This is a genomic window from Pseudomonas brassicacearum, from assembly GCF_918698105.1.
Classification (GTDB): domain Bacteria; phylum Pseudomonadota; class Gammaproteobacteria; order Pseudomonadales; family Pseudomonadaceae; genus Aquipseudomonas; species Aquipseudomonas brassicacearum_F.
The window spans coordinates 162,212-175,567 of record NZ_CAKKMI010000001.1; the positions used below are offsets into that span (position 1 = coordinate 162,212).

Consider the following 13,356-nt stretch of genomic DNA (forward strand, 5'->3'; position numbering starts at 1 on the left):
AAATCGCGACTTTTTTCCGTATTTTTATGAGCTGGGGCAGTGTGGGATGGCCCATGGCTTGTGTATGCTCGGTGCTTGTTTCGGGTTCTCCACGCTCCACTGAATAAGAACAAAAACAGTGCCAATGACCCTCAATTCCGATCCGGCGGGCCCCTGTGTGGAGCCGCGGGTCATCTGCAAGCAGTACGCCATGGAGATGGCGGTAGAGCGCACACGTCTGTTGTATCAAGGCTCGCTGCTGCCCACGCTGTTCATGTTGCTCAACGGTCTGGTCTGCGCCGCACTGTTATGGGAGCCGCGGCGCTATTTCCTGGTCAGCGTCTGGCTCGTCTGGTTGTTGTCGCTGGTGGCGTTGCGGGTGATCCAGGTGGCGGCTTTCGATTCGGCGATGCCGAGCCGCCAGGCACACCCGATCTGGTTGCGTATGTTTTTGCTGGGCTCGGCAATGACCGGCCTGACGCTGGCTGGGGCCGGTATTGCGCTGGTCCCGGCTGACAGTTTCCAGCAACAGGCTTGGGTGTTCGGCCTGATTGGCGCCGCCGCGCTGTCGGCCAGCGTGGCCTACGCGGTGAGCCTTCCCGCATTCCTGTCCTTTGCCTTGCCCTGTCTGTTACCGGCCATCGGCTACCTCTTTTGGGGCGGCGATGAGCAGCAGCGCGGATGGGGCTGGCTTGGGCTGATCGTGCTGGTTTCGCTGAGCGTGGTGGCTTGGCAAGTGAACCGCTTGATCCAAAGCAGCCTGTTGCGACGCTTCCAGAACCAGGCGTTGATCGAGCATCTGCAGCAAGCACAAACCCGCAGCGCCCAGCTCAACGACGCGCTGGCCCGGGAGGTCGAGCAACGCCGCAGCGCCGAGGAAAAACTGCGAGCGGCCCAGGTTGGCCTGGAGGCACGGGTCGCGCAGCGCAGTCTTGAACTGGAGGTGGCGAGCCAGGCCCTGAGCAAGAGTGAGGCGCGTCTGGCCCTGGCGCTCAAGGCCAGTGAGCTGGGGTTGTGGGATTGGAACCTGCAGACTGACGAAGTCCATCACACGCAACTCAAGGAACTCTTCGGCCTGGAGCCCGAATTCGTCACGGCGATGCTCAGCCACCTCACTCCGCGCCTGCATCCTCAAGACCTGCCGGCGCTCAAGCGGGCCTTGGTCGAACACCTCAAGGGCCGCAGCGAGGATTACCAGATCGAATACCGCGTGCGTCACGGCGATGGTCACTGGGTCTGGATCGAAGACCGCGGCCGGGCCGTGGAACGCAGCGCGAGCGGGCGGGTGCTGCGCATGGTTGGCACCCGGCGAGACATCAGCGCCAGCAAGGAACTCGAGCAGCAACGGCAACTGGCGGCCACGGTGTTCGAAGCCGCCAGCGAAGGTATCGTGATTTTCGACCCCCACTACGTGCTACTCGCTGCCAATCAGGCGTTCACGCGGGTCACCGGTTTCAATATCGATGACATGCTCGGGCGCAACGTGGTGGACCTGCCGTGCAGTCGCGACGCGCGCCGGCATTACCCCATCATTCGCCAAGCGCTCAAGCAACACGGCACCTGGCAAGGTGAGTTGGTGGAGGCGCGGGCCAACGGTGAGTTGTATCCGCAATGGCTGCAACTGAACGTCGTGCGTAATGCTCGGGGAAATGTCAGCCATATCGTGGGCTTCTTCGCCGATCTTTCGGCGCGACGCGAATCCGAAGAGCGGATGCGCTACCTGACCCATTACGACGAATTGACCGGGCTGGCCAATCGCTCGCTATTTCGCGAGCGCTTGCACGAGGCTCATCAGCGCGTGCGCCAGGGCGGACGGCGCAGCCTGGCGTTGCTGCATATCAACCTGGACCGTTTCAAATTGCTCAACGATAGCCTCGGCCATGACGTCGCCGACCAGTTGTTGCAGAAAATGGCACGACGCCTGATCAACGCACTGCCCGAGGCAGATACCATCGCCCGGCTATCAGGCGACGAGTTTGCGGTGTTGTTCGATGCCTATGGCAACCTTTCGAGCCTGGCGCGGGTGGCGACTCGGCTGGCCGCCAAGTTGCGTGTGCCACTGACCATTGAAGGCCATGAACTGGTGCTCAGTGCTTCCATCGGCATCAGCCTGTTGCCCGACAACACGCGGGAAGTTGCCATGCTGGTCAGCCAGGCGAACATGGCCATGCAACATGCCAAGCATTTGGGGGGCAACAATTTCCAGTTCTACACCGACAGCCTCCAAGCCAGCACGCTGGAGCGCCTGCAACTGGAAAATCAGCTGCGCAAGGCCTTGGAAGAGCAACAACTGAAGGTTTTTTATCAACCAAAACTGTGCCTGGCGACCGGTCGCCTGAACGCCGCCGAGGCGTTGGTGCGTTGGGATCATCCGGCCATGGGCCGGGTGCCGCCGGGGGATTTCATCGGCCTGGCCGAAGAGACCGGGTTGATCGGGCCGATCGGCGAGTTCGTATTGCGCCAGGCTTGTTGGCAGGCATGCGAATGGCAGCGCCAGGGGCTCGCGCCGATCAGGGTGTCGGTCAATCTGTCGGTGCATCAATTGCGCCAGGGCAAGCTGGTCAGCCTGGTGCGGCAGGTGCTGGAAGAAACCGGCCTGGCCCCGCAATACCTGGAACTGGAGCTGACCGAGAGCCAGTTGCTTGACAGCGTCGAGCACATCATCGCCACGTTCCAGCAATTGCGTGACCTGGGGGTCAAGCTGGCCATCGACGATTTCGGCACCGGCTACTCATCCCTGAGTTACCTCAAGCGTATCCCGGTGGATTACGTGAAGATCGACCAGGCGTTCATTCGCGGGTTGGGTGAGGGGAGCGTGGATGCGGCAATTACTCGGGCAATCATTGCAATGGCCCATGGGTTGTCGCTCAAGGTAGTGGCTGAAGGCGTTGAGCGGCAGGAGCAGCTTGAATTCCTCAGGCATGAAGGTTGCGATGAAGTTCAAGGGTATTTGATCAGCCGGCCGGTGGGAGCCGAGAGGCTGGCTGCATTGTTACGGGCACAATACTCCGCGCCACAATAACTTCCCGTCAAACTACGAAACTGTCTGACGGGAAGTTGCAGGAAACGTGGTTGTTTAGTGAGTAATCTTCACTTCGTTGATAGTGTGCAGTAACTGATCTTCGAAATAAATACTTACGCTAGAGACGTGGGAGTCGCCCAGCTCTTTATATTCGACGAACTTATCTGTCAGTACTTGTAGCGAAACGCCGTCGGAGTCTTGAAGTTTCAAGTCCAGTCGCAGATCAAAAGATTTGTCCTGTTTGTCGCTTCGTACCAAGATTGGGGTAACGCCGGAATTTGCCACGGTTACGGTGCCAAAGGTGCGGAAAGACGCGGCGCCGGGCATGCGATCAATTTGTGCGGTCCAGTTTTTAGTCGAGATTTGCATAGTAATTAACTCCTGTAGTTAGTTGTTTGCGTCCTGCGAGAGCCAATATATAGACTTTGATTTGAGAGTCCATGGGTAGGTAATCTTGAGATTGTAAGATTAAGTAATTCGCCCATAAGTCGTCAGCGTTTGCTGGCGGTCTGTTGTCTATGAGTGGCGGGGAGTTAATGGGCCGATACGCAGTAACTAAGTGTTAACTAAGCCAGCGGATAAATGGCTTCCCAAAAGTTGGCAGCCTCCCTGCGCGCGTAAATCAATGGAAAAGTAGCGAGGGCGGCTTGGGCGATGGCAAAGGCTGCTACATCTAGCGATCTTCGGCCAAAACAAAGGGCCTGGGAGGCAGTCCTGTTGCGTTTTGGACGGGCAAAAAGCCAATTCTTGTAGTATAACTACAAGCTTGCTACATCCCGGCATCTGCCCATAACAAGAGTCCAGCCCCTTGAACCTGTTGCAACACATCGCCCAGTCACGCCACTTGCTACGCAAGTCGGAGCTGAAAGTCGCCGATCACGTACTGCTTGATCCTGCGGCCGTGATGCATAGCTCCATGGCCGATCTTGCCCACAGTGTCGGTATCAGCGAACCGACCATCGTGCGTTTCTGCCGGGCCATCGGTTGCTCGGGCTTCCAGGACCTTAAACTCAAGCTCGCGCAAAGCCTTGCTGCCGGCGCGAGCTTCGGTCAGTTTGCGATCCACGAAGACGATTCAGTGGCGGACTACAGCCTGAAAATCTTCGACACGACCCTGCATACGCTGATGGAGGTTCGCGAGAAGCTCGACCCGGTGGCGCTGCAAAAAGCCGTCACGGCCATGTCCCAGGCCCAGCGTGTCGAGTTTTATGGCTTCGGCGCCTCGGGCGCAGTGGCGGCCGATGCCCAGCACAAGTTTTTCCGATTGCTGCTGACGGCTGCGGCTTATTCCGACCCGCACATGCAGGCCATGTCAGCGGTGACCTTGAAACCCACCGATGTGGCGATCTGCATTTCCCAGTCGGGGCGCTCCAAGGATTTGCTGATCACCGCGAACCTGGTACGCGAAAGCGGTGCCTCACTGATCACCTTGTGCCCGAGCCAGACGCCATTGGCGGAACTGTCCACGGTGAACCTGGCCATCGACGTGCACGAAGACACCGAGATCTACACGCCGCTGACCTCGCGCATCGCCCACCTGGTGGTGATCGACGTGCTGGCAATGGGTGTCGCCATGGCGCGTGGTCCAAGCCTGGTCAACCACCTCAAGAGCGTGAAGCGCAGCCTTCGCAGCTTGCGGTTGTCGCCCAAGTCGGTGAAGGCGTTGGACGACTGAGTCGGTCTTGACGTGCCGGGCTCCCGCTGGGCTCTGTAGGCGCTGGCGAAGGCTGCGATCTTTTGATCTTTCGCTGGAGATTCAAGTGTCTGGGGAAAGATCGCAGCCTCGTTGCACTCGACAGCTCCTACACAGCTCCTACGGCCCAGCGGGAGCTCCCTCGCCACAGGATCATTTGCCTGAATTCATCGTTCTGTAACGCACGCGCCGCCAAACCGTCATCCCAAGCCGTCATCGTAAAACTCCCGTATACGTCTTGGGAGTCTCGACATGACCCAGTCCTACGAAGAACGCAGCGCCGTCAAAACCCGTCGTCAGCAGGAAGACCAGCGCCGCATGGCGTTCCGTCGTGCCATCGAAGACCGCTATGAACAGCGCCAGCTCCTGGCTGAGATCAGCGAATTTCCTGACGCGACAGAGTTCAATTACTGGCAGGCAGCGCCGGCGGCTTCCCGTCGAAACGCTCAACCAGGCCAATGATCTGAGCGCGCTCACCGCGAACGAATGCCAGGAAGGCGTGAGCCACCGGTGACAGGCGTTTGGCCCGGGCCTGCACCAGGCACCAGCTGCGGTACAGCGGCAATTCCTCCACCGGCAACTCGATGAGTGCGCCGGAAGACAGTTCCCGGCTCACGGCGTGGCGCGTCAACAGTGCCACGCCCAGCCCGGCCACCACGCACTCGCGCTGGGCCTCCGCCGACGCTACCTCCAGTGTCTGGGTGAAATGCACCCGTTTCTCCTTGAAGTACTCCTCGCAGGCCAGTCGCGTGCCGGACCCCGGTTCGCGCAACAGCAGCGTATAAGGCTCCAGGTCCTGCAAGCGCAGCGGGCCCATGTGGCACAGCGGATGATCGGGTGGCGCCACGGCGACGATTGGATTGTTCAGAAAGGGCAGGAATTCCAGTCCCATGTCCTGGGGCACCATGGACATGATCACCAGGTCGTCACGGTTGTCCGAGAGCCGGCGGATGACCTGGCCGCGATTGACCACCGTGAGGTTCAGATTGACCTCCGGATGCTGGCGCTTGAACGCGGCGAACAGATGCGGGACGAAGTACTTGGCGCTGGACTCCACCGCCAGCTTCAATTGGCCTTGCAGCGAACCCTGCATGTCCGAGAGCTGCATATCGAGGTTTTCCAGGCGTCCGAAGATGTCCCGGCTGGCACGTTGCAGGGCTTCGGCGGCTTCGGTCATGTAGAGTTTTTTGCCGACGTACTCGAATAACGGCTGGCCAATCAGCTCTTCCAGGGAGCGAATCTGTAGGCTGACGGCCGGTTGTGTGAGAGACATTTCGTCGGCTGCTCGGCTGTAGGACCTCAGGTCGCACACTTCATTGAAAATTTGTAATTGACGCAATGTCATACGCATCAATGACTTACGCATTTTCTAAGCACTCTGGAACGGGGCGGGAAGCGCAACTATAAGTCTTTACTTATGGCTGGCCCAATAATTATTCATTTTTGTTAATCCACAGCCAGGGCTAGTGTGGGGCTGCGACCAATTGTTACATCTGGTCACGCGTCGGCCTGGACCCCAGGCCGTGGTATCACCGGCTCAAGGGAACCTCCAATTGATAACAAAGATCTTGATCGCCAACCGTGGTGAGATTGCCGTCCGCATCGTGCGCGCTTGCGCCGAGATGGGCATTCGCTCGGTCGCGGTCTACTCCGACGCGGACCGCCATGCGCTGCATGTCAAGCGTGCGGACGAGGCCCACAGCATCGGCGCCGATCCGCTGGCCGGCTATCTGAACCCGCGCAAACTGGTGAACCTGGCGGTGGAAACCGGCTGCGATGCCTTGCACCCCGGCTACGGTTTCCTCTCGGAAAACGCCGAACTGGCAGACATCTGCGCTGAACGCGGAATCAAATTCATTGGCCCCTCGGCAGAAGTCATTCGCCGCATGGGCGACAAGACCGAAGCGCGCCGCAGCATGATCAAGGCCGGTGTGCCGGTCACGCCGGGCACCGAAGGCAACGTCGCGGGCATTGAAGAAGCGCTGACCGAAGGTGACCGGATCGGTTACCCGGTGATGCTCAAGGCCACGTCCGGCGGCGGCGGTCGTGGTATCCGTCGCTGCAACAGCCGCGAAGAACTCGAACAGGCTTTTCCGCGGGTCATTTCCGAAGCCACCAAGGCATTCGGTTCGGCGGAAGTGTTCCTGGAAAAATGCATCGTCAATCCCAAGCACATCGAAGCGCAGATCCTGGGCGACAGTTTCGGCAACGTGGTGCACCTGTTCGAGCGTGACTGCTCGATCCAGCGCCGCAACCAGAAGCTGATCGAAATTGCTCCGAGCCCGCAGCTGACCCCCGAGCAGCGCGCCTACATCGGCGACCTGTCGGTGCGCGCCGCCAAGGCCGTGGGCTACGAGAATGCCGGCACCGTGGAGTTCCTGCTCGCCGAGGGCGAGGTGTACTTCATGGAGATGAACACCCGGGTGCAGGTGGAACACACCATCACCGAAGAAATCACCGGTATCGACATCGTTCGTGAACAGATCCGCATTGCCTCCGGGCTGCCGCTGTCGGTCAAGCAGGAAGACATCCAGCACCGTGGCTTTGCGTTGCAGTTCCGCATCAACGCCGAGGACCCGAAAAACAACTTCCTGCCCAGCTTCGGCAAGATCACTCGCTACTACGCCCCTGGCGGCCCGGGTGTGCGCACCGACACGGCGATCTACACCGGCTACACCATTCCGCCGTTCTACGATTCGATGTGCCTGAAGCTGGTGGTCTGGGCGTTGACCTGGGAAGAAGCGATGGACCGTGGCCTGCGGGCCCTGGATGACATGCGCCTGCAGGGGGTCAAGACCACCGCCGCGTATTACCAGGAGATTCTGCGCAATCCGGAATTCCGCAGCGGCCAGTTCAATACCAGCTTCGTTGAAAGCCACCCTGAACTGACCAACTACTCGATCAAGCGCAAACCCGAAGAGCTGGCCCTGGCCATCGCCGCCGCCATTGCCGCCCACGCAGGCCTGTAAGGAAGTATGACCATGTCCAAGAAGATCTTTGTTACCGACACAATCCTGCGCGACGCCCACCAATCGCTGCTCGCCACTCGCATGCGCACCGAAGACATGCTGCCGATCTGCGACAAGCTCGACAAAGTCGGCTATTGGTCGCTGGAAGTCTGGGGTGGCGCGACATTCGACGCCTGCGTGCGCTTCCTGAAGGAAGACCCGTGGGAGCGCCTGCGCCAACTGCGCGCTGCGCTGCCCAACACCCGTCTGCAAATGCTCCTGCGCGGCCAGAACCTGCTGGGCTACCGTCATTACAGCGATGACGTGGTCAAGGCGTTCGTCGCCAAGGCCGCCGTCAACGGCATCGACGTGTTCCGTATTTTCGATGCGATGAATGACGTGCGTAACCTGAAGGTCGCCATCGAAGCGGTGAAGGCCGCGGGCAAGCACGCCCAGGGCACCATCGCCTACACCACCAGCCCGGTGCACACCATCGACGCGTTCGTCGCCCAGGCCAAGCAGATGGAAGCCATGGGTTGCGACTCGGTGGCGATCAAGGACATGGCCGGTCTGTTGACCCCATACGCCACCGGCGAACTGGTCAAAGCGCTGAAGTCCGAGCAATCGTTGCCGGTGTTCATCCACTCCCACGATACCGCCGGCCTGGCCGCGATGTGCCAGCTCAAGGCCATCGAAAACGGCGCCGATCACATCGATACCGCGATCTCCAGCTTCGCCTGGGGCACCAGCCATCCGGGTACCGAGTCGATGGTCGCGGCCCTTAAGGGCAGTGAGTTCGACACCGGCCTGGATCTGGAATTGCTCCAGGAAATCGGCCTGTACTTCTATGCCGTGCGCAAGAAATACCATCAGTTCGAAAGCGAGTTCACCGCCGTGGACACCCGCGTCCAAGTCAACCAGGTGCCGGGCGGGATGATCTCCAACCTCGCCAACCAGTTGAAAGAGCAGGGCGCACTGAACCGCATGAACGAAGTACTGGCGGAGATCCCGCGCGTGCGCGAGGACCTCGGCTTCCCGCCGCTGGTGACCCCGACTTCGCAGATCGTCGGCACCCAGGCGTTCTTCAACGTGTTGGCCGGTGAGCGCTACAAGACCATCACCAACGAAGTGAAGCTCTATCTGCAGGGCGGCTACGGCAAGGCGCCGGGCTCGGTGAGTGAAAAGTTGCGTCGCCAGGCCATCGGCAGCGAAGAGGTGATCGACGTGCGTCCGGCCGATTTGCTCAAGCCGGAAATGACCAAGCTGCGTGGCGAAATCGGCGCGCTGGCCAAGTCCGAAGAGGACGTGCTGACCTACGCGATGTTCCCGGACATCGGTCGCAAGTTCCTCGAAGAACGCGACGCCGGCACCCTGACCCCGGAAGTGCTGCTGCCAATCCCTGAGGCCGGCAGTGTGGGCTCGGTCGGCGGCGAAGGTGTACCGACCGAGTTCGTCATCGACGTCCACGGCGAAACCTACCGCGTCGACATCACCGGTGTGGGCGTCAAGGCCGAGGGCAAGCGTCACTTCTACCTGTCCATCGATGGCATGCCGGAAGAAGTTGTATTCGAACCGCTCAATGAATTCGTCGGCGGCGGCGGCAGCAAGCGCAAGCAAGCCACTGCGCCGGGCCATGTCAGCACCACCATGCCGGGCAACATCGTCGATGTCCTGGTCAAGGAAGGCGACTTGGTGAAGGCCGGCCAAGCGGTGCTGATCACCGAAGCCATGAAGATGGAAACCGAAGTGCAGGCGGCCATCGCCGGCAAGGTCACCGCCATTCATGTGGCCAAGGGCGACCGGGTCAACCCGGGCGAGATCCTGATCGAGATCGAAGGCTGATTGAACAGCCTCGATACAACGTTTTAACCTCGGGGGGGCATGTGCCCCCCTTTTTTTTGCCTGTCAGAACATCATTCGCCACTGGCCCATCAGCGCACCGTTGCGGTTGTCCTGGCCCGTTTCAGCGTTGTAGCTCAATCCCAGGGTATGACGTGGCGATATGGCCAGGTCCAGCCCCGCTTGTAGAATCAGGCTGTCACGGTCCAGCTCGACCCCTTCGATGATATAGGTATTGCCCCCGCGGACCAGACGTTGATGGGAACTGCCCCTGACGTTGCCATACAAGTGCTTCCAGCCGACATCCAGGCGCGGCGTCAAGCGCACGCCTTGGTCAAGCGCGAAGGTACGGGCGAGGCGCAGGCCGAGGTCGCTGCTGTAGTGTTCCTGTGCCTGGCCGTCGTACTGCAACGCGGCGTCCCCGCCTTTTTCTGTATAGGCATCGCGTTGGTAGCGTTGGTAGCCCACTTGGACGTAGGGCTCGATATCGAAATGAGCGATTTCCAGGTTGTAGCCGACCTGCCCGAAGACCTGCTGTGTCGTGGCATCGTAACGACCCTTGAGGCGATCCCTGAACCCGTTGAAGGCGACGTGGCGTTTGGTGCTGCCGTCATGATTGCCATGAACGACACCCAGGCGCAGCGCTAGCGGACCGTCCTGGCGCAAGGCGTAGGCGCCGACGAGCCAACTGTCGAGCGCTCCGTCGAATTGATAGCTGTCCAGCCGGGTCTGGGTCTTGCTGCCGATAATGCCCAGCCGCCAATTTGGGCTGACGGCCCAGTCGGTACCCAGCATCAAACCCTTTGTCGAGTGCTTGAGAGCAAAGTTTCCCAATTGCTTGGCGAGGCTGCCGCTGTTGCCGATGGCCTGGACCCAGACTTGGCCGTTGTCATTTTTACCGGTCGGGTGATTGCGGCTCATCGCTGAAAGCATTCCCGTGCTGATCGGTGCGACGCTGCTCAGGGTGGCGTTGCCGAGGTCGGCGGTGTCGTATCCGCCCAGTTGGTCGATGGCGTCGGCGGCGGTGGTCAGGTTGGTGCCGAGCAGGGCATTGATGGCGGCGTTGGGTTTGGGGACTGGTTGGGTGGCCGAGGATTGAGCCGCAGGTGTTGGTGCGACGCTGGCAATTTTGGGTGATTCGGTGAGTTTTGACGCTGGGCGAGTGGCTAGCGGCTCAACGGCCGGGGAAGGTGCTGGCGCTGAGGTGCTGCTAGGTTCTGGCGTCGATGGATCGGCTGACTGTGACTTCGGGAGAGCTCCTACAAATTCTTGGCCGTTGGGATTTACCGTGATTTTCTCAAGGGGCACCTGGTTGCGAGCGAGGACCAGTCCCACTTGTTTCTCCGTGTAGTCCGGTGTAGCCGTCATGAAAGCGAGTTCATTGATGACTTTCCCAAACTTGCCATCGATCTTGGCCGCTTTGATCACGACGTGCGTGCCGGCTTCAGTGGATTCGCCCGATACAGCGATGATTTTTAACGTCGCCTTACCCAAGGTGGCTGTGCCGCCAACCTCGATCGGAGCGCTGCCTTTCTTTGCGTCGATTCCATAAACCAACGTCGCGCTCTTGAGTAGCTTGAAATCATGTGTAACCGAAGGGGCGCCAACGTCTGGACCGACTTTCATCAAGCCCGTCACATCCAGCGCATCGACCGTTCCGTTGCCGCTGAACGTGGCGTTTCTCCCAACGAACACGGGCCCGGCCACTGTACCTTGGTTATCGAATATTCCGAGAACGTGCACCGCACCCGCAATCTGGCCGGTGTTGGTCAGCTTGGCCTTCGAGTCGACCAGGCTCGCACCGTTGAAAGCGACGCCGTTGGACCATTCGCCTTGCTTGAGATGCAGATCATTGACGTTACCTATTTGATTGATGACGCCTCCCTTGGCGACGTCCAATTGCAGGACATTAGTCCCGCCGCCGCCGTCAGTAAGCCCGAAAAGTTCACCTTGCTTGCTGACAATCACCAGGTCGTTGCTGTCGCCCATCGACAGGGGGGCTTCCTGAACTTCGGTGACCCTCTCGACCTTTGTATCCGGCGTCGCCGCGAACGCCTTGAGCCTCGCCTGCATCTTGGCGGTTGTTTCAACGGGGCGGGCTTCCCCGGCAACTGACTGAGCCATTGAAACCTCGGCACAGCCAAGCGCCAAGGTTATTGCCAGCGCGAGGTGTTGGGGCAGGAATACGTGTTGGGTAGGCATCGAATGTGACCTCTGATGAAAGAGGTTGCACTTTAAAAATTTCACCCTGTGGGGCGATGCCAGCCATCTCCTCGCCGTGGGAAAGATTCGGCGGATCAAATATGTAGGCTGGTCGTGCTGCGATCAGCGTGTTGGTTCGTTGGCTTTCATGGTTCGAGGCTTCGCCTTACAGCCCGCACGGATCTTTCTTTTTATCCAGCATTTGACGGGGCAATCACTGCCGGCGGATGTCTTGTTTAAACCGTTGGGATGAAGGCTTGAGGTTATCCGGCAGCGCTCAATCGCAAGCGCAACTGATCAACTGCTCGATACAGATTGGGCTCGCAATGGTAGGCTTCCGGCCGATCAAAATTGAGCTCTGTAAACCCGTTCTGTGTTTCGCGTAGGATGGTTCCGAGATACGAAAAAATCAGCGTTGTATCGTCAGGGCCTCGCCTATAGTTCTCTCGTCACCGACCAATCGGTGATCGATCTTAGCCGGTCGAACAAGAGTGCACGAGCGCCCCCAATGGCGGCGCTTTTTGCTGCCTGTGTTTTTACATTTATGGCGGCTGTGCGGGGGACATCTTCGGGTGTGCCGGATTCTCTTGTCCGGTCGGCTAACCCGCGTACAGCTGCCACCCACATTCGTTTAGCCGCGGACGGTGGTAGCTCCTAACTCAAGAGAGCAACCCGATGATCAAGTACCATCCCCTTCAAGCCAATACCAGCGTTGGCGCCACACTGTTTATCGACACGGAAGCCGGTGCCTCCGATCTTTTGGAAACTGCTTCGCATCGCATCAAAGCCGCTCGAGACTTGCTCAACAGCGTGTCCTGTCTATGCCTGAAAAACGCTGAGGGTTATGACCTGGAGCACTTCGCCAACGCCGCGCATCTGTTGTTGCAGGATGGTTGCGATGCGCTTGAAGTGTTGGGGTGGAGCATCGGTGGTTGTGATATCCAAGCTTCATCTGCTAGTGATTCGGCTGCGCCTCAGACAGATTTTCCTGCGTAGCCGTTGAGCTGGAGTGGGATTTTAAGGTTGTGTGTATATCCGTTGCTGCGGTAACGGCGGCTTATGGTTCCGCTCTTACAGCGGGTCACTTTTGAAAAGCGCAAAAGTAAGCAAAACGCTTTTGCCCCACCACTCGGTGCCTCGCCTAGGCTCGGCATGCCTGAACGAAGGCATTGCTCCGTGGGCCGCCGCGAAGGGCCATCCATGGCCCAGCGCGGCTAACCCGGCATCCATGCCGGGTTGCCCACTGCGCAACACCTTCGTTCAGCCATCGTGGTTAATGGGGCGCCCGAGATCAACGTCCACCGCGAGGCGGCCTTATAGCCGACCTGGTTCTTGATGAGACCGCGTGTCTCCTGTGGGAGCGAGCTTGCTCGCGAAGGCGGTGTCACAGTCGATGAAGATGTTGGATGCGCCGGCCTCTTCGCGAGCAGGCTCGCTCCCACAGGAGGTCTGTGTTGGATATGAATTTTGTGTCCGCTGAAGATTTGAATGTGGGAGCGAGCCTGCTCGCGAAGGCGGTGGTTCAGTCTCATGGATGTTGGGCTTGCCGGCCTCATCGCGAGCGAGCTCGCTCCCACAGTGGTTCTGTGTTGGATATGAATGTTGTGTCCGCTGAAGATTGAATGTGGGAGCGAGCTTGCTCGCGATGGCGGTGGTTCAGTCACATGGATGTT

9 protein-coding genes are annotated in these 13,356 nt (G+C 59.4%); 6 read left to right on the top strand and 3 right to left on the bottom strand.

Features of this window, described 5'->3' with window-relative positions; genetic code table 11:
• Positions 1-124 precede the first annotated feature (124 nt).
• Entirely contained in the window at positions 125-3,001 is a 2,877-nt protein-coding gene (locus LQ215_RS00735) for a putative bifunctional diguanylate cyclase/phosphodiesterase (protein ID WP_230146955.1), read from the top strand.
• A 54-nt stretch (positions 3,002-3,055) separates the two neighbouring features.
• On the opposite strand, the gene LQ215_RS00740 is transcribed toward LQ215_RS00735, so the two are convergent.
• The gene (locus LQ215_RS00740; RefSeq protein ID WP_230146956.1) at positions 3,056-3,370 is read right to left on the bottom strand and encodes a hypothetical protein; all 315 of its coding nucleotides are present in this window, start codon (positions 3,368-3,370) and stop codon (positions 3,056-3,058) included.
• Positions 3,371-3,809: 439 nt separating this feature from the next.
• Between LQ215_RS00740 and hexR the strand changes: the two genes are divergently transcribed.
• Together hexR and LQ215_RS00750 are read left to right on the top strand one after the other, a co-directional pair.
• On the top strand, positions 3,810-4,676 hold the full coding sequence (gene hexR / locus LQ215_RS00745) for a transcriptional regulator HexR (protein ID WP_003187110.1): 867 nt from the start codon (positions 3,810-3,812) through the stop codon (positions 4,674-4,676).
• A gap of 270 nt (positions 4,677-4,946) precedes the next feature.
• Positions 4,947-5,156, top strand: coding sequence for a PA3496 family putative envelope integrity protein (locus LQ215_RS00750; protein ID WP_230146957.1), 210 nt, complete (start codon positions 4,947-4,949; stop codon positions 5,154-5,156).
• On the opposite strand, the gene LQ215_RS00755 is transcribed toward LQ215_RS00750, so the two are convergent.
• Positions 5,098-6,060, bottom strand: coding sequence for a LysR family transcriptional regulator (locus LQ215_RS00755; protein WP_013694598.1), 963 nt, complete (start codon positions 6,058-6,060; stop codon positions 5,098-5,100). The genes LQ215_RS00750 and LQ215_RS00755 overlap by 59 nt on opposite strands.
• A 187-nt stretch (positions 6,061-6,247) precedes the next feature.
• Here LQ215_RS00755 and LQ215_RS00760 point away from each other — a divergent pair, with 187 nt between their 5' ends.
• Together LQ215_RS00760 and oadA are read left to right on the top strand one after the other, a co-directional pair.
• The gene (locus LQ215_RS00760) at positions 6,248-7,663 is read left to right on the top strand and encodes an acetyl-CoA carboxylase biotin carboxylase subunit (RefSeq protein ID WP_003187105.1); all 1,416 of its coding nucleotides are present in this window, start codon (positions 6,248-6,250) and stop codon (positions 7,661-7,663) included.
• Positions 7,664-7,675: 12 nt separating this feature from the next.
• A complete protein-coding gene (oadA, locus tag LQ215_RS00765) occupies positions 7,676-9,484 on the top strand; it encodes a sodium-extruding oxaloacetate decarboxylase subunit alpha (RefSeq protein ID WP_230146958.1) in 1,809 nt (602 codons plus the stop codon).
• A gap of 63 nt (positions 9,485-9,547) precedes the next feature.
• Here oadA and LQ215_RS00770 read toward each other — a convergent pair whose 3' ends face one another.
• On the bottom strand, positions 9,548-11,683 hold the full coding sequence (locus LQ215_RS00770; RefSeq protein WP_230146959.1) for an autotransporter outer membrane beta-barrel domain-containing protein: 2,136 nt from the start codon (positions 11,681-11,683) through the stop codon (positions 9,548-9,550).
• A 675-nt stretch (positions 11,684-12,358) separates the two neighbouring features.
• Between LQ215_RS00770 and LQ215_RS00775 the strand changes: the two genes are divergently transcribed.
• Positions 12,359-12,679: a hypothetical protein gene (locus LQ215_RS00775; RefSeq protein WP_230146960.1), complete on the top strand. Its 321-nt coding sequence runs from the start codon at positions 12,359-12,361 to the stop codon at positions 12,677-12,679.
• The last annotated feature ends 677 nt before the right edge of the window (positions 12,680-13,356 follow it).